Source organism: Aestuariivita sp. (genome assembly GCF_049276915.1).
In the GTDB taxonomy this organism is placed as follows: Bacteria; Pseudomonadota; Alphaproteobacteria; order Rhodobacterales; family Rhodobacteraceae; genus Aestuariivita.
In genome coordinates, this window is sequence record NZ_JBASXK010000072.1 from 60,008 (window position 1) to 84,414 (window position 24,407).

At 60.4% G+C, this 24,407-nt stretch carries 23 protein-coding genes; 9 read left to right on the forward strand and 14 right to left on the reverse strand.

What is annotated here, in order from left to right:
- Window positions 1–67: 67 nt before the first annotated feature.
- From WAO69_RS07340 to WAO69_RS07350, 3 genes are read right to left on the reverse strand one after another with little or no spacing between them, the layout of a single operon-like run.
- Window positions 68–1,936 (reverse strand): TRAP transporter permease, encoded by a 1,869-nt coding sequence (locus WAO69_RS07340; protein WP_422177557.1) that lies wholly within the window; start codon window positions 1,934–1,936, stop codon window positions 68–70.
- Window positions 1,937–1,958: 22 nt separating this feature from the next.
- Window positions 1,959–2,903: a TAXI family TRAP transporter solute-binding subunit gene (locus WAO69_RS07345; protein ID WP_422177559.1), complete on the reverse strand. Its 945-nt coding sequence runs from the start codon at window positions 2,901–2,903 to the stop codon at window positions 1,959–1,961.
- Between the two features lie 24 nt (window positions 2,904–2,927).
- A complete protein-coding gene (locus tag WAO69_RS07350; protein ID WP_422177561.1) occupies window positions 2,928–3,674 on the reverse strand; it encodes a maleate cis-trans isomerase family protein in 747 nt (248 codons plus the stop codon).
- Between the two features lie 177 nt (window positions 3,675–3,851).
- Here WAO69_RS07350 and WAO69_RS07355 point away from each other — a divergent pair, with 177 nt between their 5' ends.
- Complete coding sequence (locus tag WAO69_RS07355; RefSeq protein ID WP_422177563.1) at window positions 3,852–4,709, forward strand: isocitrate lyase/PEP mutase family protein; 858 nt, start codon at window positions 3,852–3,854, stop codon at window positions 4,707–4,709.
- Here the strand turns inward: WAO69_RS07355 and WAO69_RS07360 are convergent.
- Together WAO69_RS07360 and WAO69_RS07365 are read right to left on the reverse strand one after the other, a co-directional pair.
- A complete protein-coding gene (locus WAO69_RS07360; protein WP_422177565.1) occupies window positions 4,706–5,440 on the reverse strand; it encodes a GntR family transcriptional regulator in 735 nt (244 codons plus the stop codon). The genes WAO69_RS07355 and WAO69_RS07360 overlap by 4 nt on opposite strands.
- A gap of 13 nt (window positions 5,441–5,453) precedes the next feature.
- Entirely contained in the window at window positions 5,454–6,653 is a 1,200-nt protein-coding gene (locus WAO69_RS07365) for an FAD-dependent oxidoreductase (RefSeq protein ID WP_422177567.1), read from the reverse strand.
- A 143-nt stretch (window positions 6,654–6,796) separates the two neighbouring features.
- Between WAO69_RS07365 and WAO69_RS07370 the strand changes: the two genes are divergently transcribed.
- Complete coding sequence (locus WAO69_RS07370; protein ID WP_422177569.1) at window positions 6,797–7,600, forward strand: SDR family NAD(P)-dependent oxidoreductase; 804 nt, start codon at window positions 6,797–6,799, stop codon at window positions 7,598–7,600.
- On the opposite strand, the gene WAO69_RS07375 is transcribed toward WAO69_RS07370, so the two are convergent.
- Complete coding sequence (locus tag WAO69_RS07375; protein WP_422177571.1) at window positions 7,593–8,300, reverse strand: isochorismatase family protein; 708 nt, start codon at window positions 8,298–8,300, stop codon at window positions 7,593–7,595. The two genes, WAO69_RS07370 and WAO69_RS07375, sit on opposite strands and share 8 nt — an antisense overlap.
- A gap of 80 nt (window positions 8,301–8,380) precedes the next feature.
- On the opposite strand from WAO69_RS07375, the gene WAO69_RS07380 reads away from it, so the two are divergent.
- Window positions 8,381–8,611, forward strand: a complete 231-nt coding sequence (locus WAO69_RS07380; protein ID WP_422177573.1) for a hypothetical protein — start codon at window positions 8,381–8,383, stop codon at window positions 8,609–8,611.
- A gap of 85 nt (window positions 8,612–8,696) precedes the next feature.
- Here WAO69_RS07380 and WAO69_RS07385 read toward each other — a convergent pair whose 3' ends face one another.
- From WAO69_RS07385 to WAO69_RS07405, 5 genes are all read right to left on the reverse strand, one after another.
- Window positions 8,697–9,578, reverse strand: a complete 882-nt coding sequence (locus WAO69_RS07385; protein ID WP_422177575.1) for a bile acid:sodium symporter — start codon at window positions 9,576–9,578, stop codon at window positions 8,697–8,699.
- A gap of 6 nt (window positions 9,579–9,584) precedes the next feature.
- Window positions 9,585–11,306, reverse strand: a complete 1,722-nt coding sequence (locus WAO69_RS07390; RefSeq protein ID WP_422177577.1) for an AMP-binding protein — start codon at window positions 11,304–11,306, stop codon at window positions 9,585–9,587.
- A gap of 120 nt (window positions 11,307–11,426) precedes the next feature.
- A complete protein-coding gene (locus WAO69_RS07395; protein WP_422177578.1) occupies window positions 11,427–13,505 on the reverse strand; it encodes a DEAD/DEAH box helicase in 2,079 nt (692 codons plus the stop codon).
- Window positions 13,506–13,707: 202 nt separating this feature from the next.
- Window positions 13,708–14,760 (reverse strand): flavin monoamine oxidase family protein, encoded by a 1,053-nt coding sequence (locus tag WAO69_RS07400; protein ID WP_422177580.1) that lies wholly within the window; start codon window positions 14,758–14,760, stop codon window positions 13,708–13,710.
- A gap of 10 nt (window positions 14,761–14,770) precedes the next feature.
- Window positions 14,771–15,424 (reverse strand): cupin domain-containing protein, encoded by a 654-nt coding sequence (locus WAO69_RS07405; protein WP_422177582.1) that lies wholly within the window; start codon window positions 15,422–15,424, stop codon window positions 14,771–14,773.
- Between the two features lie 157 nt (window positions 15,425–15,581).
- Here WAO69_RS07405 and WAO69_RS07410 point away from each other — a divergent pair, with 157 nt between their 5' ends.
- Together WAO69_RS07410 and WAO69_RS07415 are read left to right on the forward strand one after the other, a co-directional pair.
- Window positions 15,582–16,241 carry a DsbA family oxidoreductase gene (locus WAO69_RS07410; RefSeq protein WP_422177584.1) on the forward strand — a complete coding sequence of 220 codons (660 nt, stop codon included), beginning with the start codon at window positions 15,582–15,584 and terminating at the stop codon, window positions 16,239–16,241.
- Window positions 16,242–16,355: 114 nt separating this feature from the next.
- Window positions 16,356–16,820, forward strand: coding sequence for a MarR family winged helix-turn-helix transcriptional regulator (locus WAO69_RS07415; protein ID WP_422177586.1), 465 nt, complete (start codon window positions 16,356–16,358; stop codon window positions 16,818–16,820).
- On the opposite strand, the gene WAO69_RS07420 is transcribed toward WAO69_RS07415, so the two are convergent.
- The gene (locus WAO69_RS07420) at window positions 16,817–17,482 is read right to left on the reverse strand and encodes an SOS response-associated peptidase (RefSeq protein ID WP_422177588.1); all 666 of its coding nucleotides are present in this window, start codon (window positions 17,480–17,482) and stop codon (window positions 16,817–16,819) included. The two genes, WAO69_RS07415 and WAO69_RS07420, sit on opposite strands and share 4 nt — an antisense overlap.
- 89 nt (window positions 17,483–17,571) lie before the next feature.
- Here WAO69_RS07420 and WAO69_RS07425 point away from each other — a divergent pair, with 89 nt between their 5' ends.
- Window positions 17,572–19,365 carry a sulfotransferase gene (locus WAO69_RS07425; protein WP_422177590.1) on the forward strand — a complete coding sequence of 598 codons (1,794 nt, stop codon included), beginning with the start codon at window positions 17,572–17,574 and terminating at the stop codon, window positions 19,363–19,365.
- Between the two features lie 3 nt (window positions 19,366–19,368).
- On the opposite strand, the gene WAO69_RS07430 is transcribed toward WAO69_RS07425, so the two are convergent.
- Window positions 19,369–20,928 carry a bifunctional metallophosphatase/5'-nucleotidase gene (locus tag WAO69_RS07430; protein WP_422177592.1) on the reverse strand — a complete coding sequence of 520 codons (1,560 nt, stop codon included), beginning with the start codon at window positions 20,926–20,928 and terminating at the stop codon, window positions 19,369–19,371.
- Window positions 20,929–21,179: 251 nt separating this feature from the next.
- Between WAO69_RS07430 and WAO69_RS07435 the strand changes: the two genes are divergently transcribed.
- The 3 genes from WAO69_RS07435 (at window position 21,180) to arsC (ending at window position 23,039) form a co-directional block, all read left to right on the forward strand.
- Window positions 21,180–21,518, forward strand: a complete 339-nt coding sequence (locus WAO69_RS07435) for a DUF952 domain-containing protein (RefSeq protein WP_422177594.1) — start codon at window positions 21,180–21,182, stop codon at window positions 21,516–21,518.
- A 127-nt stretch (window positions 21,519–21,645) separates the two neighbouring features.
- Complete coding sequence (locus WAO69_RS07440) at window positions 21,646–22,698, forward strand: quinone-dependent dihydroorotate dehydrogenase (RefSeq protein WP_422177676.1); 1,053 nt, start codon at window positions 21,646–21,648, stop codon at window positions 22,696–22,698.
- Window positions 22,695–23,039 carry an arsenate reductase (glutaredoxin) gene (arsC, locus tag WAO69_RS07445; RefSeq protein ID WP_422177596.1) on the forward strand — a complete coding sequence of 115 codons (345 nt, stop codon included), beginning with the start codon at window positions 22,695–22,697 and terminating at the stop codon, window positions 23,037–23,039. The genes WAO69_RS07440 and arsC overlap by 4 nt, the downstream gene beginning before the upstream one ends.
- 21 nt (window positions 23,040–23,060) lie before the next feature.
- Here the strand turns inward: arsC and WAO69_RS07450 are convergent, their stop codons facing one another.
- On the reverse strand, window positions 23,061–24,407 hold the full coding sequence (locus WAO69_RS07450; protein ID WP_422177598.1) for an MATE family efflux transporter: 1,347 nt from the start codon (window positions 24,405–24,407) through the stop codon (window positions 23,061–23,063).

The window sequence follows — 24,407 nt, forward strand, 5'->3', positions numbered from 1 at the left end:
CTTCGACAAAGCCGCGCTTGCCATTGCCCGAGCGGACTGATGCATCACCCTGCGCAGGGTGATGCCATCAGGCGGGTTTGCGCACGCCCATCATCCAGAAGCCCAGAACACCCGCGACCCCTGCCGCGTTCAGCCAGATACCTGCGCTGAAGGCGTCCCAGGGGCACAGGATCGCGAAACCGCATGCGCCAAGCAGGACGCGCTCATGGATTTCAAGGGAACGTACGAAAAAGCCGACGATCCCGGCCGTGACCACATAGACACCAACAAGCGCCTTCACCGCCGTGAGGGCAATTACCCATCCCTCTGCGTCAAACAGCAATGCCGGCGAGACCGCGAAGAAGAACGGAATGAGATAGGCCGGCCAGGCAATACGCACGGCCTCAAGCCCCGTGGCCATGGGCGGTGCCTTGGCCATGTTGGCCGCCACAAAGGCGGCGATGGCCACAGGGGGCGTCAGCATGGACAACATTCCGAAATACAGCACGAAAAGATGCGCCGACATCGGCGTCAGGCCCAGTTCGACCAAGGGCGGTGCCGCCAATGAGGCCAACAGCAGATAGACGCCAACCGTTGGCAGGCCCATGCCCATCACGATACACACCAGTGCCGTCACGATCAGCAACAGCAACAGGCTGGACTGTCCCAGTTGCACAAGGAAGAACCCCAGTCCGAAAGACAGGCCCGAGCGCGCCACGAGGCCGATGATCATGCCCGCAATCGCACAGATCAGGATGATCTCGACCGCCGCGCGGCCCGCTGAAATCATCACCTCGATCATAACCGATGGCGATACCTTGCGCCCGTCATATGTCTGGAACAGCGACAAGACCAACAGGACGACGATTGACAAAAGCGCCGCCGTCTCGGGCCTGAGGTTGAAACTGAACAGCCCCACCAGCAGCACGATGAAGGGCATGAAAATGAACCAGCCTTTGCGCATGACCGCGCCCAGCGGTGGAATCTGCGCTTCATCCACCCGCGCGATGTTCAAGCGCCCCGCTTCGAGATCGGCGAAAACGAACAGGCTGAAGTAATAGAGGATCGACGGGATCAGGGCCGCAAGCATCACATCGACATAGCTGGCTTGCAGGTTCTCGGCCAAAAGGAAGGCCGCCGCGCCCATGATGGGTGGCATCAGTTGGCCACCGGTAGAGGCCGCCGCTTCGATCGCGCCCGCGGTCTTGGCCTTGTAGCCTCCGTTCTTCATCATGGGGATGGTGATCGCGCCGGTCGAGGCCACGTTGGACACCGCACTCCCCGAGACCGAGCCAAAGAAAGCCGACCCCAGAATGGCAATCTTGCCCGCGCCTCCGCGTTTGCGACCGGCCAGAGCCAGGGAAAGGTCAGAGAAAAACGCCGACCCGCCCGTCGCCAACAACAGTTGCGACAGGATCAGGAAGGGCACAACCACGGCCACGGCAATCGACAAGGCCGCCCCCGCCAGAGAGGCGCTGTCCAGCATCAGGAAGGTCAGCAGGCGGTCCGGCGCTATCGATCGGCTTTGCAGCGGGCCTGAAAAATTGCTGGAAAACAGCGCGTAAAGGCAAACCGCGCCAAGAATGACGATCAGGCTCCACCCCATGGTGCGCCGGACGGCCTCGATGATCAGGACAAACCCGATGACGGATACGATCAGAGCTTCGGTGGGATGATAAAAGACGTTCTCTGACAGGGTTGGAAACCGCACCGCAAGCCAGGCTCCGAACCCGAGTGAGGCAACCGCGGCTGCTATGGACACGGCACGAGGACCTGACCCGGAGGTGAGATAGGCCACCGCCATGGCCAGCGTCAGCGCGACGATCAACACCTGTTCGGAATAGACCCGCCAGCCGATCCACAGCGGTGCTCCGGAAGACCAGAACACCGCCACGATTGTGATCAGCGCAGCAAGGATGCCGATGACCAGCCCCTCGCCGCGCGTCATGTCTCTCATCTGTCAGATCCCGCTATGTGGCTTACTCAGGCCACACACCCATCTCCTTGTAGAACTTGATGGCACCCGGGTGATAGGTCACGCCGATGTCCTTGCCCATGTTTTCCTTGGCAAAGCCGTTCCAGAACGGGCCACCCGCCAGCAGATCCGCCTCTTTTTCCCAAAGCGCCTTGACGGCGTTATAGACCATGTCCTCAGAGACATCGTTGTTTGCAAACAGAACATAATCGAACACGTTCACATAGGTGGGCTCATTAATGCCCGGCACGCTGCCTGCCGGCAGTTCCTGCAGATAGGTCTGGGGCAGCCACTCGCGCATCCGCTCCAAGGCTTCGGGGCTATTGTCAAATGACAGATAGCGGATGCCGAAGCTTGCATCGAACTCGCGGCTGTTGCCCGCGCCCACAACAACGATGGCCACATCTGCCGATCCTTCGGCAAAGCTGGACCACATGCGCGGGAAGTTCGGCACCGCCACGCCTTCGACCTGATCCAGCGTCATGCCCGCATTGGCGAAATAGCCTTTCGAGACATAATCACCCAACGCGCCCTCGGCGAATACAGGCACGCGCTTGCCGGCCAGATCGGCCACCGACATGATGTCGCTATCCTTGCGCACGATATAGGCATTGCGGAACGGCATCAGCGTCGCAACCATCTGCAGGTTGGGGTTGGGACGCCCTTCGGACATGCCGGTGCCCGCGACGGCATAGGTCATCTGAACGACGTTCGCGATACCGAATTCGATCTCACCGACATTCACCAGCGGGATGTAATCGGCTGTATTGGCCAGCTCCTGAGGGCGCATTTGCATGTCGCCGGCTTCCGAGATCGCTGCGGCCAGCGTCCTGCCGATCTGGCTTGTGCCACCGGTTGCCGTTGACCCCAGAGCGGCAATCTCTGCCGACACCACCGTGGCGGCAAGGCTGATCGCCGTGGCAAGGCCGAAAATTCTTTTCATGTTCATTTTTACTCTCCCTGTTTTGTTGATTTAGTGATGTTCAAAAAGCGGGCCATGACCCGCAAACTGATCGTTGATGCCCATCGCGCGCAGCGCGTGCCAGTATGTGGCGGCGTTGATCGCCACGAAGGGTTTTCCATATTCCTTCTCAAGATCGACACAGAGCGCGCACATCGACAGGTTCGTCCCCACCTGCACGAAGGCATCCACATCATCGCCGTCCATCTCGGCCACGTGTCGGCGCAGGTCCTCCTCCTGCACCTGGGCGATGGCCACGGGGCTTGAGCATTTCAGGCCGCGAAAGCGCACCACATCAAACCCGCAATCCTGGAAAAACAGGGTGACGTTCTTGTCCGACACCGGAAAATAGGGAGAGATCACCGCGATCCGTTTCGCCCCCGTCAGGTTCAGCGCCGCCTCGCAGGCGAAAGATCCCGCAGAGACCTGCAAACCGCAGTGATCGGACAGTTCCTGCATGCGCTTTTCCGATGGTGCGCGCCCGTCCCAGAACATCAGCGCCGACATGCCCATGATCAGGTAATCCGGCTCGGCGGTACTGCAGCGATCCACCGCGTCATACAACGTCGCTCCGATCGCATCGACAAGCGCGACGAAATCCTCGTCATTGGACACTTTCATGTTCGGCACAAAGATGCGGCCAAAGTGATTGGTCACGCCCGGAACACGGAAGTCATCCATGTCCGGCTGCACAATGGTGTTGGTCGAAGGAGCGACAACCGCAAACTTGCAGCGCCAGCCCCGTGCGTCTTTCGCCATAAGCCAACCTCCCGGCACTTTCCTTGAGGCATTTAGATATCTTGAATCTCGATCCGTCAAGAATTTGTCTGGACAAATTCTTGACCAACCCTGCGATTGCCCTCTATTCAGGCTGCATCAAATGCAGGCGCTACGGGGGTACAAACCGACCACCCCCCGTGCCAAGGGGGGTACAAAATGGCCAATCCAAAGCTCAAACAGATGATTGAGGCGGGAGAGTTCATCACCGCCCCCGGCGTCTTCGACATGATTTCGACCCTTGTGGCCGACCGGATGGGGTTCCCCGCCTTGTACGTGACAGGCTATGGCGTTTCAGCCTCTCACCTTGGTCTGCCGGATGCGGGGATCATGACATATACGGATATGGAAACCCGCGTGCGCCGCATCGCCGAAGGGGCCGATACCCCTGTGATCGCGGATGCCGATACAGGCTATGGCGGGCTTTTGAACGTGCGCCACACCGTGCGCGGCTATGAGGCCGCAGGAGTGAGCGCAATCCAGATCGAGGATCAGGAATATCCCAAGAAATGTGGCCATACTCCGGGCCGCCGGGTGGTTGCGCTGGAAGACATGGTTGCCAAGATCAAAGTGGCCAGCGACAGCCGATCCAGCGCCGACTTTCTGATCATCGCGCGCACCGACAGCCGCACCAGCCTGGGTCTGGACGAAGCGCTGCGTCGGGGCGAAGCCTTTGCCGAAGCAGGCGCGGATGTCGTTTTCATCGAAGCCCCTGAAACGGTTGAAGAAATGCAGATGATCAACGACCGCATCGGCAAGCCGACGCTGGCCAATATGGTATCGGGAGGCAACACGCCGATCCTGTCCTCGGCCAAGCTGGCCGAGCTCGGATTCGCCATTGCTATCCACCCGGCCCTTGGGTTTCTGGCGATGGGTCACGCGCTGAAGGCGGCCTACGGTGAACTGGCCGAAACCGGCGATGTCGCGGGTGCGCAGCTGGATGATTTCAAGGAGTTCAGCAAATTGATGGGCTTCGAGGATGTCTGGGAATTCGACCGCAAATGGGCGCAGGTCTAACTGCCCTCAAGATCGATTCGCGTCCTGTGGATGTATTTTTCGCCACCCAGATGCCAGTTGAACGAAGCAATCAGCGTTCCTGAGGCACTGGAGTATCGCCGCAGAATACGCAGCGTGGGCCCGCCAATGGGGATACCCAGCGCGCGGGCCACATGGGACGGTGCCGCCAAAGCCTGTGTTTCCTGCTCGACGTCGCGCACGGCTTCACCGGCGGCCTCTGCCAGCCCCGCGTAGATCGGGCCGGGTCTGCGCGCAAGTTCCGGTGCGATCACCGCAAAACGCTGGGGCACAAAGCTTTCGACAAAGGCCAGAGGCTCTCCATTCGCCATGCGGCGCAGGCCAAGAATGGTCAGCCATGGCGCACCGGCAATGCCTCCGACACGGCGGGCAACATCTTCGTCAAGGATCGTATCCTTTGTGCCCAGAACCTCCAGATTGGTCGCTTCGGCAAACTGCGTCAGGTCCGACATCGACCGGTAATTCTGCACAAACACGCCCGAGGGCGTATCGCGCAAGACCTGGCTCCCGGCCCCTTGGACGCGCGAGACCATGCCATCTGCCTGCAATCGGCGCAGCGCCTCACGCACCGTAAAGCGGCTGACGCCGAACCGATCGCACAACACCGCCTCGCTGGGCAATCGCGCGCCGACCGCATGCACGCCCGAGGCGATCTCGGTGCGCAGCGCCTCGTCTATCTCGACGTAACGTGGGGTTTTGGCCGGTTCTGTCACTGCACCTCCCGCGTCACGCCACGTCTTCCAGATCGCGCAGCGACTGGATCATCGACGACCGCATCACATAGGCGAGGTGTTTTTTCGGATCATCGACGGTGGCGCGCAACTCGTCGTGATAGGCTTGGCGCTTCACGGGATCGGTTTCGTTCAGAACCGCCCGATTGCGCAGGGCCTGTGCCTGCACGGTTTCAATGGCCACCTTGCGCCGCTGGCGCTCATAGCGCCCCATCAGATCAGGGGACGCCCCGCGCCAGACCTGCGCCAGTTTTTCGGCCAGGTTGACCGCATCATGCACGCCGCCATTCATGCCCATGCCGCCCAGCGGGTTGTTCAGATGCGCCGCGTCTCCGGCCAGAAAAATGCGCCCATGCACATAGGCCTCCGCAACCCGCTCATGCACACGATAGGCTGTTTTATGAGCGATTTCATAGGGTTGCCCAGGAAGTAGAGCCTGCATCCGCTGCTCGATACGTTCAGGATCCAGAATCTGCTCATCGCTGAGGCTGGGATCGGTTGGAAACAGCACCCGCCACAAGGTTGGTGTGCGCAGCAGAACCAGCCACTCTTCGGGGTCAGAGATGTAACATATATCCGCCAGCCCCTCGATGGCCTGATCATAGCGGAAGGGGGTGGACAGCGAAAGAAAGATCTCGGGGATCGTCAGACCGGGGAATGCGACCCCGGTGGATTTGCGCACCGTCGAGCGCGCGCCATCCGCACCAATCAGATAGGCGGCACGAAACGTCTCGACGCTGCCATCGGTACGACGGGCCGTCACCGTGACACTGTCGGCATCCTGCGCAACACCTTCCACCACGATATCGGTGATCAGCTCTGCATCCGGTTCCGCCTCAAGGCGGGTGCGTGCGGCTTCCGTCAGCTTCCACTGTTCGGCCTGCAGGCGATAGGGGTGGTTCGTCTCACCCGCCAGCAGACCCAGATCGAAGGTGGCCACTTCGCCCTCCTTGCGGTCACGGAACTGCCACAGCGGACATTTGATGCCGCGTTCGATCAGCCCATCCGCCAGACCCAGTCTATCGAGGAAATCCAGCGTGGGCGGATGAAAGGTCGAGGCGCGCAGATCCACGGCAAGGTCGGCGGATGCCTCAAGCACCGTGACCGGAATACCCTCTTCCAAAAGCGATACCGCCGCCACAAGACCCACAGGCCCGGCACCAGCGATCAGAACTCTGTTTTCGATTATCTGCATTGGCCTCTCCTTGGTCGCCTTAACGGTAAGTGCACGCCTTCTGCCGTCAAGACAAATTTGTCTGGACAAATCATGTGACGCAGAGAGGATATGGTCAATCCAACTTCGCTGGCAGACGCGGCGCACAACACAGGACACAGGTCATGACACACCCATCTCTGAAAGGCCGAGTCATCCTTGTCACGGGCGGCTCACGCGGGCTTGGGCGTGAGATGGCCCTGGCATTGGCAGAGGCGGGAGCGAAACTGGCGATCACCGGCAGCCAGCCCTCTGCGGCGCTTGATCAGACGCGCGACGCGATTGGCGAAAATGCCATTGCTCTGGTGGCGGATGTGACGAATGCCGACGCGGCCGCACAGGCGGTCGCGCAAACCGTCGCCGCTTTTGGCCGCCTCGATGTGCTGATCAACAACGCGGGTCTGGGGATGCGGGTGATATCGGAAACCTTCAACACTGTTGCGACCCGGTTCTGGGAGGCGGAACCGGATGCATGGCGACGCATCGTTGAGACAAATGTGAACGGACCCTTCCTGATGGCACAGGCGGCGGTGCCGCAAATGCTGGCGCAGGGTTTCGGCAAGATCATAAACATCTCGACCTCGGATCAGACCATGATCCGCAGGGGATATGCGCCCTATGGCCCGACCAAGGCATTTCTGGAAGCCGCCAGCCGGGTCTGGGCCGAAGATCTCAAAGGCACCGGCGTTGACGTGAATGTGCTGTTGCCCGGAGGCGCAACAGACACCGACCTGTTGCCGCCCGCGCCGGACAAGAAAGGCGCGGACGGCAACCTTTTGTCGCCCGACATCATGCGCGCCCCTGCCCTGTGGCTCAGCTCGGACGTCTCGAATGGGATCACCGGCGCGCGCTATATCGCGCGGTTGTGGCAGGACGCACAGCCCGATGCCGCGCGGGATGATCAGGGGGAGAAGCCGCGCATCATGTGATGGTGCAGCTTTCCATATAGGCAACTGCGTCCTCGGTCCCGATCAGATCGGCGTATTTCGCACTCATGTCAAACAGGTTCGCCTCATGCGGCCCTTCGGCGCGATCGCCGCAGGCCTCATGGGCGATCAGAGTGACAAAGCCCGATGAGATGCTATCGATGCAGGTTGCCCGCACACAGCCGGATGTAGTCAGGCCGCCGATGATCAGCGTGTCGATCTTGTGAAACTGCAGCGTTGCCGCAAGAGACGTGCCGAAGAATGCGCTGGGGTATTGCTTGGTGATCATCAGATCACCCTCCTGCACGCTCAAACCGTCAACGAGGCGTTGTGTGTCCCGCCCGGCATCAAAGCACGACAGCGCGGGCACCTTGGCATAAAACGCCCCTCCGTCGCCGCCCCCGGGCTGATACTTCACCTCGGTAAAGATCACCGGGACATGCGCTGCCCGCGCAGCCTCGGCCAGTCGGATCGCATGATCACGCGCCGCGACACATCCCTCTCCACCATAGAGCGGGGCCTCGGGGTCGAAATAGGCCTGTGCGAAATCCACCAGAACCAAGGCTGGCCGCGCGCCATAGGTCTGTTTGGCGTGATATCCTGCCTTGTCGTAATTTTGCTCGAGTGTCTCGTTCATCCCACATCCTCCTGATATCACATAGACCTTGGCTGTTTCGCTGATCTTGTCCAGAACCTTTCCCATGTGCAAACAGTACAGGATCAACCGAGTGGGCCGATTGCGGCGCGAACCTCAGTTTAAACAAGCGATGGAAAGGCCTTTGTTTGGCACATATCAACACTGTCCTGCAGTCGATCAATTCCGAGGATGGCGCGTTTTGTGTCGACATCTTCAAACGTCCCGATGGCAGCTTTGGCTTTGATACCTTTCGGCGCGATGCGGAGGATCCCAGCGGGTGGTTCCCGGTGGGCCATTTCTCGGATCAGGTGTTTGACAGCCCTGAAGCGGCCCGGATGGCCGCAACGCAAAACGTGTCCTGGTTCAGTCCTGACTGAGAAATGGCCAGCGCCTTTGTCCAGGATCATGAGTGACGGCTTTATTCTGCTGCCCCCTCACGCACAGGCATGAGGGGGGCACCGCTCAGAGCAATCCGTCGGGCAGCTTTTGTTCCGCGGCCGTATTGGCGCGGCGGAAGATCAGTGTCACCAGCGTCGAGACGATCACGATAAACAGCGAATACAGCACCGGCACCGCCATGACCTCCTGGGCCTGAGTTCCGGAAAAGGTGAATACGATGATCGCAATGGCAAGCGGTCCATTCTGGATGCCGGTCTCAAGCGCGACAGTGCGTGCATTGCGCGGATGAAGGCGCAGAGCGCGGGCAAACATGTACCCGATCGCAATCCCCATCACCCCAAGACCGATCGCAGCCACATATGTGGCTGGCGTCGTTTCCAACAGGAACCGCCAGTTGCGCGGCACCCAACTGACCATCAGAAACACGATGAAAAACAGCGCAAGGGCCGAGCCGAGGAACTCGGTCACCGCACCAACATTGGCGTTGATCTTGCGCAACGCCATCCCGATGGCCACCGGCACCAGCAACAGCACCAGCGTGGCAATGATGTTCTCACGCGGAATATCGAGATCCAGAGCGGTCGCATAGACCACCAGTACAATCGGGATCAGGACAACGCCCGTGATCGTCGAGGTCACAGTCATCAGGACCGAAAGCGCCAGATTTCCCTTGGAAAAATAGGTGAAGATATTCGATGTCGTCCCGCCGGGCATGCAGGACATGATCAGAATGCCCATCGCGATCGCCTGCGGCACTGTAAGAAACGTCACCAGCAAGAAGCCGATAAGCGGCATGAAGCCGTATTGCGAGATCACCCCAATCGCCAACCCATAAGGCCTGCGCAGAGCGAGGTAAAAGTCGCGCGGCGTCAGGGACGCGCCCATTCCCAGCATGATGACAAAGATCATCAGTGCCAGCAGCGCCTGTTCAAATGCTCCGACCATGACTCGTTACTCCGCTGCGTGCTGCGCCAGTTCTTCGGCGCGCAGGTCTTTTCTGAGGATTTTTCCAACATTCGACTTCGGCAGATCGTCGCGGAATTCGACGCGCTTGGGCACTTTATACGCCGTCAGATGCGCCTTGCAGTGATTGCGTATATCCGCCTCGCTCAAACCCGCGTCGCGCCTGACGACAAAGGCTTTGACGGCTTCGCCCGAGCTTTCATCGGGCACGCCGATGACAGCCGCCTCAAGGATACCGGGATGGCTGGCAAGGCAGTCCTCGACCTCGTTGGGATAGACGTTGAAGCCAGATACGACGACCATGTCCTTCTTGCGATCCACAATGGTGAAATAGCCATCGGCATCCATGACGCCAATATCGCCGGTCAGGAACCAGCCGTCCTTCATCACGGCCGCGGTCTCTTCCGGTTTGTTCCAGTAGCCGGCCATGATCTGAGGCCCCTTGGCCGCAATTTCACCGCTTTGCCCCTGTGGGACTTCTTTACCGTCATCGTCCAGACAGGCCACCAGGGTGGATGGAACCGGAACACCGATTGTCCCTTCCCGCGTTTTGCCCAGAGGTTCGAAAGTAAGCACCGGCGAGGTTTCGGTCAGGCCATATCCCTGCAGGACGGGTTTTCCGGTGATGGCCTCCCATTTCCGAGCGACGGAAGCCTGCAGCGCCATGCCCCCCGCAGAGGCGAATTTCAGATGTTTGGGTGGGCTGTCGGTGAACCAGATCTCATTTGTCAGACCGTTGAACAATGTGTTCACGCCGCTCATCCAGGTGATGCGATAATTCTCGAAGGCGCGTTTGAGGTTCGACAGCGGCCGCGGATTGGGGATCAGGATGTTACGCGCGCCCAACCAGTAAAATCCAAGCAGATTCACGGTGAACGCAAAGATGTGATACATCGGCAGAGCGGTCAGTGCGATCTCTTCGCCTTTCTTGACTCCCGAGATCAACTCCATCGTCTGTTCCATGTTCAGGATCAGATTGGCATGGGTCAACATCGCGCCCTTGGCCACACCCGTCGTGCCTCCGGTGTATTGAAGACAGGCCACATCATCCGGCTGCACGCTCTGGTGATAGGCATCCACTTCGATCTTCTCGGCCCGGGCACGCACCCGGCCCGCTTCGAGCGCCTCGGGAAGTCGGATATGGGCCACTTCAACAGGTTCCACCGAACGGTCCCAGTATTTCTGCACCAGACCAACAATGCCACGGGGCATCGCGGGCAGGAATTCAGCGACCCGTGTCACGATGATATTGGGGATCGGATGGCCCCGTGTCGCGTCCGGAATCTTGTTGGCAAACATATCGATGATCACAAGCGCATGCGGTTCTGCATCCGAGAACTGCTTGGCCATTTCATCGGCAGTATAAAGCGGGTTTACATTGACCAGCACGCAGCCTGCCTTGAGAATACCGAAAGCCGCCACCGGGAAACTGAGGCAATTGGGCATTTGCAAAGCGACCCGGTCGCCCTGTTTCAGACCGGCAATTTCGCGCAGATAAACCGCGAAGGCGTCCGACATTTCATCGACCTGGGCGAAGGTCAGCGTGCCGTTCATGCCGTTGGGCATAACTGCGGTAAAGGCCGGCGCATTCGCGTAAGTATCCGCAACCGATCTGATCAGGTCACCGATGGTGCGATAGGATGCTGTGCCGATGTCGGACCGGGCTTGCGGTTGATAAAAGGCCGTCCACGGCCGCTTTGCAGCAGTCATTGCTTCCTCCCCAGTCAATGCGCTGAGGCTGGATTAGTGCGTCCGGGCCGATTTGTCGAATGTCAAGCAGCGCCCGACCGCAATTACGGTGCGTAAACTGTGACGGACAAAACCTAAGCTTCAGGTCTTGTTGCGCTTTGGCGTTTGATCCCCGCCCGCACGCCGCGGTGCCGGCTTTCCGCCTCTGCGTGGCGCTGTTTTGGCCTTGCCCGGTGGCGTGAACCGTTTCGAGCTGTCACGCGCATCCGCGAAAGCGCCGCCTGCCTTGGCGGGTTTCCTGGCCGGCTTGGCATCACCTTTGGTCACTGGTCTGGCACCCGGTCCGCTTGCTGCGGGCTTCGGTTTGTCCCGGTTGGGCGGCGGTTTGGGTTTGGATTTGCCTTTGGCCGTCACGTAATCAGGTTTTGAAGCCCCTTTCGCGTGATCAAACTTGGGCTTGGGCCGTGCAGCATCCGGCTTTGGCTTGCTCCATTTGGCCTCAGCGCCCGGTGCCCGCGGCGGGGTCGCATCACTGCGTGGCGCAGGTTTGGGTTTGGAGGCGCGGGCTGGACGGCGATCTCCGTCATCATGACGCGAGCGGTCATCGCGACGCGGGCTGTAGGGCTTGGCCGGTTGGCTTGAAACCTGTGGCGGGCCATCCAGGGTGCGCACGGTGACGCCGTCTTCCAGTTTGCTCTCAGGGCCAAGGCCCGTGAGGAATGCAGCCAGGCTCGGTGTGGAAATCTCGACAAAGGTCTCGCTGTATTGCACCCGGATGGCACCAATGGCGGTCTTGTCCAGACCGCCGATACGGCACAGCATCGGCAACAGCCAGCGCGCTTCGGCCCGGTCATTGCGCCCGACAGACAAGGCAATCCAGCTGCTGGGACCAAAGGCCTTTTGCTCGCGCTTTTCAGGTTTGGTATCAGGTGGCAGAAGTTCCTCGGGAGCCGAGCGGCGCGCGCGATACAGCCGCAGATAGGCTGCGGCAATCGCTTCGGGGGATTGCGCGGCCAAGAGGCGCTCGGCGAAAGCTGTTTCATCCTCGGTCGGCTCATCCGACCATACCGGGTCCGACAACAGGCGTTCTTCGTCGAGTTTGCGAATATCATCAGCCGACGGTGCAACCGTCCATTCGGCAGTGATCTTGGCCCATTTCAGCAGGCGCTCCATTTTCGATGCAGCACGCGGCGGCACGATCAGCGCCGAAATCCCCTTGCGCCCGGCGCGTCCCGTCCGCCCCGAGCGGTGCAAGAGGCCTTCGGTGTTGGTCGGCAGATCGGCATGGATGACAAGATTGAGGTTCGGCAAGTCGATCCCGCGGGCGGCAACATCGGTGGCCACGCAAACCTTGGCACGCCCGTCTCGCATCGCCTGAAGCGCATTCGTGCGTTCACTCTGGCTCAGTTCTCCGGACAGGCAGACGACTGAAAAGCCGCGATTGGACAGGCGTGCCATCAGATGGTTCACGGTGGCGCGCGTGTTGGCGAATACGATCGCACTGTCCGCATCATGAAAGCGCAGCAGGTTGAAGATCGCATTCTCGCGATCCTGTTCGGCGACGCGCACGGCCTGATAGCTGATATCCGTGTGCTGCTTGGCCCCGCCCACGGTGTTTATCCGCTGAGCATCGCGCTGATACTGCTCGGCCAGCTTGGCAATCATAGGCGGCACGGTGGCCGAGAACATCAGCGTACGGCGATCCGCGGGAGCTTCGCCCAACATGAATTCCAGATCTTCGCGAAATCCCAGATCCAGCATTTCATCCGCTTCGTCCAGCACCACAGCGCGCAGCGCCGACATGTCCAGTGAACCGCGCATGATGTGATCGCGCAAACGCCCCGGCGTGCCCACAACGATATGCGCGCCGCGTTCGAGCGCGCGGCGTTCATCGCGCATGTCCATACCACCAACGCAGGACGCGATCCGCGCACCGGCTTTTTCATAAAGCCAGCGCAGCTCCCGCATGACCTGGAACGCCAATTCGCGCGTGGGTGCGATCACCAGTGCAATCGGAGTGCCCGCCGGACCGAACTCGGTTGCATCCCCAAGAAGCGTTGGTGCAATCGCCAGACCAAAGCCGACAGTTTTGCCAGACCCGGTCTGAGCCGAGACCAGCAAATCCTTGGTAACGAGATCAGGGTCGCAAACAGCCTCCTGAACCGGCGTTAACGTATCATAGCCCCGCTCGCTGAGCGCTTGGGAAAGGGTAGAGATCATGGCGGGATATGTCCGTAGAGTTGCGGCGGAATCCGCCGGGATGCGTGCCTGCTGTGCAAGCACCCTGTCCTTAACGACGAACGAGACAGAAGTATATGGTCAAATCCGTCTCGCCCCATCCTGCGCCGTGCGGTCATTCAGCCTCAGAGATCACAGCCCGACCCGTTCTTGCGCGGTTTGGGCAGGCTTGGGCTTTGACAGATCACTCCGACAATTTGCCCAGCGCCAGTTCCGCCGCTTCCAGTGCCCCTTCCAGATACCCGCCGAACTCGGTTGCGACCTCGGTTCCGGCCAGGATCACGCGGCCATCCCAAAGATTTTCCAGGCCCCGAGGCATCCCGTATTGCGGATGCGCCATCACAGGTGCCTGATCAGCCATGACGGCCGTGAACGGATCACAGGCCCAGTCCTTGATGAACAACGCCTCGGGTTCGGCAGCCTGTGCTCCGAACAAACGCACCAACTGTGCCAGAACCTGTTGACGCAAAACCTGCTCGTCGCGCCGGGCCTGAGGAAGCACACCGATAAATCCGAACAATGCGAACAAGCCATCTGTCGAAGGTGACGCGTCATGGATCTCGACCATGGGTCCAAAGCGGCTCATGGCATCGCCAGACAGACCCTCCTCGCGCCAGAACGCCGTCGAATAGACCGCCACAGCTTTGGCCTGCCCAGCCATCCATGTCGGCACTGCATGCAAGGCAGCCAGCGCACCGGGTGGCAGTGGCGGATCGAATTCGATCCCGGCAGAGATGCGCGGCGGAAGGGCAAGCACCACCTGATTGGCCTGCACCGTGTCACCGGAGCTCAATCGTACTGACACGCCATGCGGTATCTGCCTCAGCCCCTCTACAGCGGTGTTGAGCCGGGTCCGCCCAGACGGCAGATGCCTGGCCAGACCGTCACTGAGTGTCCCGAGACCACCCTGAACGCGCCATGACCCTTGCATCGAGGAAAACCCCCGCCCGCGCTGCACCTGGCCGCGTTCGTCTTCAAAGCTCAGAATGCCATCGGCGTATTGATCAAACTGCTTCAGCCCCAGCCGTTGCACCAGGTTTGCCATGAGAGGCTGGCCCGGCCAGAACCACGCAGGCCCCAGATCGAAACCGGCCCCCTTGTGATACTCGCTCAGAATACGCCCACCAAAGCGCGAACGCGCTTCGACAAGCAGATAATCCTGCCCCTTTGCTTCGAGCGCATCTGCCAGAGCAAGACCGCAAAGCCCGCCTCCTACGATCAATGTATCGGTTCGCATCCCGCAGCAATCAGGCCGCTGGCGGCGCGGCAAAGGGCAAGTGACCCGTTTTCATCCAGACGGCAGCACCATCTGGGCCGGCCACGGCCTTGAGCTTTGCCTCAACAGGCAGGCGCAGCCACCCGCCCGGTTCGAGCACATCGCCGTCTTCCGACACGGAGCCCGACAGTACCAACAATTCTCCACCGCCCGGCAAAGCACTCTCCAGCGCCTCGCCCGGAGCCATTTTGTGAAACGTCACCCTTTCGCGCGCGTCTTCATGCAAAACGGCAAATCCACCCAGCGCCGCCTGCTCCATATCCAGCCGGATCTGGGTGCGGTCGTCCATGTCGAACTGCCAGAGCTTTACGAAAATGGTACAGCCCTGCGCAGAGCCCGGCGTATGTGACGAGGTCGGCGGGTTGCGCACATAGGTGCCGGCCGGATAGTCGCCATGTTCGTCCTGAAAGACGCCCTCAAGCACAATGAACTCTTCTCCACCGGTATGAGTATGGGCCGAAAACTGAGATCCTGGCGCATAGCGTACAATGGAGGTGGCGCGCGCCACTTCATCGCCGATCCGGTCGAGCATCCGTCTTTCGACGCCCGGCATCGGCGATGCGACCCAATCAAGCCGATTTGCGTGGACAACCACGCGTTCGCAGAAATCCGCATTCAGTTCCATGACAGCGATCCTTTCAGGTTCCGGGTTTCTTCCTAAGACTGGTGTCACCGACACACCAGCCCCGCTGACACTCACCTTCCGGCCAGCACCAAGTCGACAGGCTGGATGTTTACCGGTGCACATGCCAAACAGACCCTGGTAAAACAGGAGTTCACTCATGGCATCCTCACCCCGAGCCCCCATCCGCGTCGACATCGTCTCTGATGTTGTCTGCCCGTGGTGCGCCATAGGTTACCTGCAACTGGCCCGCGCGGCCGAAACTTTGGGCTTGGCCATTGATGTGCATTGGCATCCGTTCGAATTGAACAGCCAGATGGCGATGGAGGGCGAGAAGCTCTTTGATCATCTGGCCCGCAAATACGGCATCACCCCTGCACAATCCCAGCAGAACCGCACACAAATCACGCAGTTGGGCGCAGAGTTGGGTTTCACATTCGCCTTCAGCGACGACATGTTCATGTGGAACACGTTCCGTGCGCACCAACTCATCGAGTGGGCCGAAGAGCAGGATCGCGCGCATGACGCGAAACTGGCCCTATTGGCCGCACATTTCACTGATCGCCGCAATGTGTCTGACCAGGATACTCTTGCGGATATTGCCCGGGATATCGGACTGGACCGCCAAGGTGCCCTCGACATGCTGAACGCCGGCACCCATGCCGAATCCGTGCGCAAGAAGCAGGCTTTCTGGACATCCCAGGGGGTTCAGGGTGTTCCTGCCATGATCTTTGCTCAGCGATATGCTGCGACAGGTGCACAAGGGGTCGCCGGATACAGGCGGATCCTTGAAAACCTCATGACAGATCAGGTGGCCTGAAATCGGCTGAAGAAGCCGCGCCGCTTATAGTAGACATTTTGATAATAAGCATACTTGCAATTCTGCGTTCCCGGACGGACACTGATCCCTCAGTCATTGGGAGCAAACGGGGACATGATGGATATTCACGCCATGCCGGGGCACCTTATCCGTCGCCTCAATCAGATTTCGGTCGCGCTTTTTGCCGAACACATGAACCGATCCGGCCTGTCACTAACGCCGGTGCAGTTTGCCGCTCTTTCTGCCGTGGCCAGTCATCCCGGTATCGATCAGGCTTCGGTTGCGGGACTGGTGGCCTATGACCGCGCCACGCTTGGAAAAGTGATCGACAAACTGGAAGAGCGCGGCTTCATGCGGCGCGCAACCTCACCCAAAGACCGACGCGCCAAGGCACTTGAATTGACCGAAGCGGGCCATGAACTGCTCAAGGCTGCGCGGCCAGTGGTTCTAGCGCTGCAACCGGATATTCTGACGGGGCTCTCGGAAGAAGAACGCCAGACGTTTCTGAACCTGATCGAAAAGATCACAATGGCGGGAAACACGCTCAGCCGTGCGCCGCTCAGACCACTGGATCCCTAAGCGGCAACGGGCTCGATCAAGTGCTGCCCACTGGCACGGTTGGAGTTCACCGCAGTGCCCACGCGATGAAACACCAGTGTCTCTTCCGCGCCCGGCTTCATCAAGAGCGCGGCTCCCTTGCCGGCTTCGCCCAACCACATCGGCCAGTCCTGTGGGTCCAAGATCAACGGCATCCGGTGATGGATCTGGCTCATCTTTCGGTTCGCAGGCGTCGTCACGATCGCGCAGGTCGAGACCCTTTCATCGCCACCACCCCAGTCTTGCCAGACACCGGCAAAGGCGATGGGTGCCGCGTCAGCACGCCGGATGTACCAGGGCAACCGCGCTCCATCTTCTGTTTTGGTCCATTCGTAAAACCCGGTGGCCACGATCAGGCAGCGTCGCTCGCGTGCTGCGGCGCGAAAGGCCGGTTTCTCGGCGATCGTCTCGGATCGGGCATTGATCAACAAAGGACCATCGGACGGCTTCTTGTACCAAGCGGGAAGAAACCCCCACCGCATCGCCTGAAGACGCCGTCCCCCATCATCCGCGTTCACAACATGCACGCGATTGGTCGGACAGACATTGAAATTGGGCACGTCCGGAAGGTCATTTGCCGGACGCGCCTGAAAAAGCTGCGCCATCGCATCCGATGGCAAGGTGATCGCGAAACGCCCACACATGCCCGCCACCCTAGCGCGCCACGTGCCGTCAGGCCAGAGCCCCGCGGAACCCGCTTCCCCCTCGCGCACGCAGGCATTATGACGGGGTCATGACCGCTCAAATCGACATACGCCAGGCGCTGACCCTGCTGCAATCCGGCCAGTTCAAGGCCGCGCTGAAGCTTTGCAAGGCGGGCATGCGTCGCTTTCCCAGGGAACCGGGTTTCGCCAATCTGGCCGGGATGGCGCTGAGCCAAAGCGGCAATCCCCGCGAAGGCGCGCAGTATTTCGTCAAGGCTTTGCGCCTGGCCCCGTCCGACACGGTCTACCAGGACAATCTGGCGATGGCCTATGTGCAATCGGGCCAATATGACAAGGCCGAGGCACTGATCCAGAAAATCCTGCCCAGACGCAGCCAGCAGGGATCGCTCTACTACCAGCTGGGCGTGATGGAGATGCAGCGCGGCGCGCTTGACCGCGCGCTCCAGGCCGCCACCGACGCAATCGAGGCCGACCGCGCCATGATCGCGGATCAAGGTGGGATGACGCCCGAATTCGGGCAGGCGGTGGCCCGCGCCTATAACCTGCGCGCGGTGACCCATGTGGCAATGGGCGATGACGACCGGGCCTATGACGATTACCGGGCGGCGCTGGAATTCGATCCGAACAATCTCGAAACCCTGTCCAACATCTCACTGCAACTCGCACGGCGGATGCAGACAGCCAAAGCGCTGGCCGCGCTGGAAAAGGCGCTGTCGATAAATCCCCGGCATCTGAATGCGCTGCAGCGCTATGGCATCCAGTTGAACGAAGCGGGCCGCCGCGACGAGGCGGTCGAGGTGCTGAACATGGCGCTGCAGGTGGACCCGGCAAATTCCGACATCCTGCGCGAACTGGCCCGGATCGCCACAGCGGATGCGATGCCACAGCTGAAACCAAAACTGGACGCCGCTTTTGCCAAGGCGCGCAAGGGTTCAATCGACCGGGCGCGGGTCGCCTTCGCGCTGGCCCATTGCGCCGAAAAGACCGGGCAAAGTGACGAGGCCGCGCGCCTTTATGGCATCGCCAATGCCCTGACCGCTGAGCTGCGCCCCGATGATCGCGCCCGCGCCGGGCGCGAAGAGGCCGCGATCATGGCGCTGTTTCCATCCGGACATCGGGTGCCGCAAGCCCCTGCAGGCAAAGGCCCGGTGCCAATCTTCGTTGTGGGGCAGCCACGTTCAGGCACCACGCTGACCGAACTGGTGCTCTCGGCCCATCCCCGGATCACCGGCGTGGGCGAACAGGCCATCGCGGGAAGACTGGCACATCCTTTCCTGACCGAGGGTGCGACCTTCGGCGCACAGGAGGCGCAGGCCTTTGCCCGCGACTATTGGACAGCTCTTCCCGGGCAGGAGGGCGACCCGGCCGGCATCGTCGACAAGATGCCTGCCAATTACAAATATGTGGGCTTTCTGCTGGCCGCCCTGCCCGATGCGGTGATCCTGAACGCCGCGCGCGACCCGCGCGACGTGGCCTGGTCGATGTGGCGCAACTGGTTCCCGAACCAGCCGATGAACTACACTTTCGACATGGCAGCCATGGCAGCCGAGGCAAATGCCTATGCCCGCTACATCGCCCATTGGAAGGCGCTGTTTCCCGGCCGGGTGCACGATATAGTCTATGAGGATCTGGTGAGCGATCTGGAGGGCCAGAGCCGCCGTCTGGCCGCTCTGTGTGGTGTTGACTGGATGCCAGACATGGCGGCACCCGAACGCAACACGTCAGCGGTGCGCACCGCCAGCGTCAATCAGGTGCGCGAAGGGGTACACACCCGCTCGATCGGCGGCTGGGCTGAACATGCCGACACCCTGGCTCCGTTTATCGAGGGGCTAGATCCCGAGCTCTGGCCCGGGATCCGCTAAGGCTCATTTGCGTTTGATGCGCCCGTCGGTATAGGGCTGATACGGCGCATATGTTGCCAGATACTCCGCCGTCACATCCGCCAGATCCGGGCCATAGTCATAGGCATTCATGTCCTCACCAGCGAACATGTCATAACCATCCCCGCCATTTCGCACATAATTGTTGGTGACCACACCATAGACCTTGTCCATCTCGATCGGTGCAAACTGCCCGTCTAAGCCAATCTCGACCGATACAACACGGCTCCCCGGTGCGGCCTCGGGATCCCAGGTAAAGCGCATCCCCGCCACCTGAGGAAAACGCCCGGCCCCTTCTTCCGCCTGGCTGACACCATTCTCAAGGGCGGCCAAGATCACAGCGCCCGTCGCCTGAAAGGTCGACAAGGTGTTCTGAAAGGGCAGAACGGTCAGGACTTCGCCCATCGTGACATCGCCTGCATCAATGGAGGCCCGGATGCCACCGCCATTCTGGATGGCGATCTCGATCCCCTGCGCGCGCACCCGTTCAAGCATCGCATCCGCGATCAGGGTTCCCATTGAGCATTCTTCCGACCGGCAGACCTCACGATCCCCGCCAATGGGCGTCTGGGTTGCAGCCACGACCCGATTGCGGATCTCGTCCAGCGGTTCGGCCAGCACACCCAGCCGCGCAACAACAGCCTCGTCTTCGGAAACCGCAGCGTCCATGATCAGCGGCTCACCGACAGCCTCGATGATGTTGCCCGCGTCATCGAACGTGACGTTCAACTCACCCAGAAACTTGCCATAGGCGTAGGCCTGAACGATTGCGACACCATTGACCATGGTTGGATAAGGGCCGCGCGCATTCTCGATGGTATTTGACAATAGCGTGTTGGAATGACCGCCCACGATGACATCCACACCTGATGTTTGCGCAGCAACCCGTTGATCGACGCCATAGCCCGAATGGCTCAGGACAATGATCTTGTTCACACCCATTGCCGTCAGCTTGTCGACCTCGCCCTGTACCGCAGCAACGGGATCGCTGAAGGTGATGTTGGGCCCGGGCGAGGCCAGTTCATGAGTATCTTCCGGCGTAAGGCCGATCAGCCCCAGTTTCTCGCCACCGCGTTCGATCACGGTCGATTTCATCAATGTATCAGCCAGCAGTTCTTCGCGTGACACATCGGCGTTCGACATCAGCACCGGAAACTGCACCGCATCCATGAAACCGCGCAAAACCTCGGGGCCGTCGTCGAACTCATGATTGCCCACCGTCATGGCATCATAGCCCATCAGGTTCATCATCTCCGCCGCGACCTGACCTTTGTAGTAAGTGTAAAACAACGAACCCTGAAACTGATCGCCGCCATCCACGAGGATCGACGTCTGGGCCCGTTCGCGCGCCTCGCGGATCGCCGTTATCAGCCGCGCCGAACCACCAAAACACTTTCCTTCGGCGTTGTCTTCAGCGCCGCAGCCGCTGTCGAAGCGGTTGATCGGCTCGAAACGCGCGTGAAAATCATTGGTGTGCAAAATGGTGAGCGTGTATTCCGCCTGAGCTGCCGCAGCGCTCAATGTCAGGGCCGCTGCAGACATCATCAAATGTTTCAACATTGGGCAGGTCTCTCCGTGTGTCAGGATGTACCAGCATGCTGCGCCTTTGCCAGTCATGAGTCAAAGCCCTTCGCAACCGCCAGGGCCACGCGCTCTCCCGCTGCCGCAAAAGCGTCCAGCGCTGCTTCTTTCTGGTTGAAAATACCCAAGAAACGACAGCCCTTTGCAGAGCTCCGGACAAATGGAGGCAATCAGCGACCTTGACCAGGGCGCAGCACCAAGGCATCACCCCGGCCATGCTGATTTACAAGATCTTCAAAGCCGACGAATGGGCGGATTTCGAATCGAACGGGGAAACCCGTGGGGCCCCTATCGACCTGAGCGATGGCTATATCCATTTCTCCACCGCCGAGCAGGCAGCCGAGACAGCCGCCAGACACTTTGGCGGCCAGACAGGCCTCATGTTGCTGGCGCTGGATGCGGATGCGCTTGGCGAGGCCTTGATCTGGGAGCCTTCTCGCGGTGGCGCGCTCTTTCCTCATCTCTATCGACCGATGTCGCTGACAGAGGTGCTCTGGGCCAAACCCTTGCCTCTGCAAGACGGTGCCCATCAGTTCCCGGCGGATATGGCATGAGCCATTTCATCACGCTGACATACGGACTGTCTCATGCTTGCAAGCTGCGCGCTCGCGACCAGGTTACCTTTATTGGCGCTCAGCTGATCCGCCGCCCGACGACCGCAACCGGACCGAATTCCGGATGATGTCGCTGCTTGAAAAAGCCGGCCTGAGCATGCTGCACAGGTTGGATCCGGAAGCCGCACATGGCGCGTCCATCCGCGCGCTGCAGGCTGGCCTTGCCCCAGCCCCGGGAGCGTTCAGCACCGACCGGCTGAAAACACAGATCGCCGGTATTCCCTTGCCCAATCCCATTGGCCTTGCCGCCGGATATGACAAGAACGCCCAGGCACTGAGCGCTCTGTCCCGTGGCGGGTTCGGCTTCATCGAGGTCGGGGCCGCCACCCCTCGCCCGCAACCGGGCAACCCGCGCCCGCGCCTGTTCCGGCTCAGCGAGGATCGCGCGGCGATCAACAGGTTCGGCTTCAACAATGACGGTATGGAGGTGATCGCGACGCGCCTTGCCAAACGCCCGCGCGGCGCTGTGATCGGGCTGAACCTGGGCGCGAACAAGGACAGCGAGGACCGGGCGGGTGATTTCGCGCGTGTTCTGCAGCGCTGTGGCTCACTGGTTGATTTTGCCACCGTTAACGTGTCTTCGCCCAACACGGAAAAGCTGCGCGACCTTCAGGGGCGTGACGCACTGTCCGCCCTTCTCAGGGGTGTCATGGACACACGCGATGCGCTGGCCAGCCCGATCCCGATTTTCTTGAAAATCGCCCCGGACCTGACGCCTGAAGATCTGGCTGACATTGCTGCTGTCGCTCAGGATACGGAGGTTGATGCGATTATCGCCACCAACACCACGCTCAACCGCGATGGGCTGAAAAGTGCGTTCCGGGATGAAGCCGGGGGCCTGTCGGGCCAGCCGCTCTTTGAACGCTCGACCCGCATTCTGGCGCAATTGTCGGCGCTGACCACCATTCCGCTTGTCGGAGTGGGCGGCGTCGGTTCAGCCGAACAGGCCTATGCCAAGATCCGCGCAGGAGCGTCTGCCGTTCAGCTTTACACCGCCCTTGTATATGGCGGCCTGTCACTGGTGAGCGAAATAGCAAAAGGCCTAGACCGACTTCTTGAACGCGACGGGTTTGCCAACGTGGCCGAAGCCGTCGGCACTGCCAGACAGGACTGGCTATGATCACTCTTTGGCACAATCCGCGCTGTTCGAAATCCCGTCAGGCGCTTGCCTTGCTGGAAGAGGCAGGTGCCAAGGTCGCGATCCGCCGCTATCTGGAAGACGCGCCCTCACTGGCTGAACTGCAGGCCGTTCACCGGGCTCTGGGCAGCCCACCAGCAGGCGAGATGATGCGCCCCAAAGAACCCGAGTTCACGGCGGCAGGTCTCAGCACGACAGACAGCGACGCAATCCTTCTTCAGGCTATGGCAGACCACCCCAAACTGATCGAACGTCCCATCGCAATCAGGGGCGCGCAAGCCAAGCTTGGCCGCCCGCCCGAACAGGTTCTCCTCCTGCTCTGAGACCCCTGATGCCACCGACCCTCAGGCGGCCGTCATGTCTGCACGCGCGCGTGCCTCGATCTTGGGATAACGCAATGCCATGGTGATCCCGCGCGCGACGAATGAAATCAACAAGGCCATCCAAAGGCCGTGATTGCCCATGAAGGGTATCAACGTGAAGACCGCAATCCAGTAAATCACGAAACTGATCGCCATCATGTTGCGCATGTCACGGGTCTGGGTGGCCCCGATGAAAATACCGTCGAACATCCACGCCCACACTCCCAAAATCGGAGCGATGACCATCCAGAGCAGATAGATGCGGGCTTCGGCCTGAACCTCGGGAGATTTGGCCATCGTGTCGATCAGCCACCCACCACCAAGCGCGAAAGCAATCATGAGAAAGATCACGATCACCACGCCCCAGCCGGTCGTCAGGATCGCACCGCGTCGCAGATCGCGCACATGTCTGGCCCCCAGCGCCTGCCCCACCAAGGCCTCGGCCGCGAAAGCGAACCCGTCCAACGCATAGGAGGTGATATAGAGGAACTGCAACAGAACCTGATTGGCCGCCAGCGTGACATCTCCGAAATCCGCCCCCATGAAGATGAACGAGGTGAAGATGATCTGCAGCAAGAGCGAGCGGATCAGAATATCGGTGTTCACAGACACCATGTTTTTCAGCCGTACAACGTCGAACACCCGCACCCAATCGCGCCAGCGCGGGTTCTGAAACGCCCCCCGGCAAAACCAAAGGCCCAGCGCCGCACCGCTCCATTCGGCAAGGAACGTCGCCAAAGCCACCCCTTCAACGCCCCAACCCAGACCCAGAACGAACCAGAGATCCAATACGATGTTCAGCCCGTTGGTCCAAAGCTGGATGACCAGAATGGCACTGGTGCGCTCTTGCGCCACCAGCCATCCGGTTATGCCATAAAGCGCAATCGCAGCCGGTGCCGACCAGATGCGGATCGCCATATAGTCATGCGCAAGGCTTTCGACCTCATCGCTTGCCGGTGCGATGGACAATGCGAGCGAAAAGATCGCCCATTGAAACGCGATCAGCAGCGCACCAAAACCCAAACCCGCCATCAACACGCGGGTGAGCAGCGCCGAGACTTCTCCTTCGTCCTTTGCGCCCAGCGCCTGAGAGGTCAGACCCACAGTGCCCATGCGCAAGAACCCGAACATCCAGTAGATGGACGTCAGGATGATTGCGCCCAGACCCACGGCCCCAATCGGAACAGCCTCGCCCAATTGACCGACGACACCGGTATCCACCGCGCCCAGGATCGGCACGGTTGCATTCGAAATCACGATGGGAATGGCAATCTTCAGCACCCGGCGATGGGTGAGTGGTGCGTGCTCTGACCCGGCCGCCCCCTGCAT

Coding starts and splice junctions, on each gene's coding strand:
- WAO69_RS07395 (WP_422177578.1), bottom strand. CDS start 13,505: ATGATCTCTACCCTTTCCCAAGCGCTCAGCGAGCGGGGCTATGATACG.
- WAO69_RS07410 (WP_422177584.1), top strand. CDS start 15,582: ATGGCATCCTCACCCCGAGCCCCCATCCGCGTCGACATCGTCTCTGAT.
- WAO69_RS07400 (WP_422177580.1), bottom strand. CDS start 14,760: ATGCGAACCGATACATTGATCGTAGGAGGCGGGCTTTGCGGTCTTGCT.
- WAO69_RS07370 (WP_422177569.1), top strand. CDS start 6,797: ATGACACACCCATCTCTGAAAGGCCGAGTCATCCTTGTCACGGGCGGC.
- WAO69_RS07440 (WP_422177676.1), top strand. CDS start 21,646: ATGTCGCTGCTTGAAAAAGCCGGCCTGAGCATGCTGCACAGGTTGGAT.
- WAO69_RS07435 (WP_422177594.1), top strand. CDS start 21,180: ATGCTGATTTACAAGATCTTCAAAGCCGACGAATGGGCGGATTTCGAA.
- WAO69_RS07350 (WP_422177561.1), bottom strand. CDS start 3,674: ATGGCGAAAGACGCACGGGGCTGGCGCTGCAAGTTTGCGGTTGTCGCT.
- WAO69_RS07375 (WP_422177571.1), bottom strand. CDS start 8,300: ATGGGAAAGGTTCTGGACAAGATCAGCGAAACAGCCAAGGTCTATGTG.
- WAO69_RS07365 (WP_422177567.1), bottom strand. CDS start 6,653: ATGCAGATAATCGAAAACAGAGTTCTGATCGCTGGTGCCGGGCCTGTG.
- WAO69_RS07425 (WP_422177590.1), top strand. CDS start 17,572: ATGACCGCTCAAATCGACATACGCCAGGCGCTGACCCTGCTGCAATCC.
- WAO69_RS07420 (WP_422177588.1), bottom strand. CDS start 17,482: ATGTGTGGGCGTTTCGCGATCACCTTGCCATCGGATGCGATGGCGCAG.
- WAO69_RS07345 (WP_422177559.1), bottom strand. CDS start 2,903: ATGAACATGAAAAGAATTTTCGGCCTTGCCACGGCGATCAGCCTTGCC.
- WAO69_RS07340 (WP_422177557.1), bottom strand. CDS start 1,936: ATGAGAGACATGACGCGCGGCGAGGGGCTGGTCATCGGCATCCTTGCT.
- WAO69_RS07430 (WP_422177592.1), bottom strand. CDS start 20,928: ATGATGTCTGCAGCGGCCCTGACATTGAGCGCTGCGGCAGCTCAGGCG.
- WAO69_RS07355 (WP_422177563.1), top strand. CDS start 3,852: ATGGCCAATCCAAAGCTCAAACAGATGATTGAGGCGGGAGAGTTCATC.
- WAO69_RS07390 (WP_422177577.1), bottom strand. CDS start 11,306: ATGACTGCTGCAAAGCGGCCGTGGACGGCCTTTTATCAACCGCAAGCC.
- WAO69_RS07385 (WP_422177575.1), bottom strand. CDS start 9,578: ATGGTCGGAGCATTTGAACAGGCGCTGCTGGCACTGATGATCTTTGTC.
- WAO69_RS07415 (WP_422177586.1), top strand. CDS start 16,356: ATGATGGATATTCACGCCATGCCGGGGCACCTTATCCGTCGCCTCAAT.
- WAO69_RS07450 (WP_422177598.1), bottom strand. CDS start 24,407: ATGCAGGGGGCGGCCGGGTCAGAGCACGCACCACTCACCCATCGCCGG.
- WAO69_RS07405 (WP_422177582.1), bottom strand. CDS start 15,424: ATGGAACTGAATGCGGATTTCTGCGAACGCGTGGTTGTCCACGCAAAT.
- arsC (WP_422177596.1), top strand. CDS start 22,695: ATGATCACTCTTTGGCACAATCCGCGCTGTTCGAAATCCCGTCAGGCG.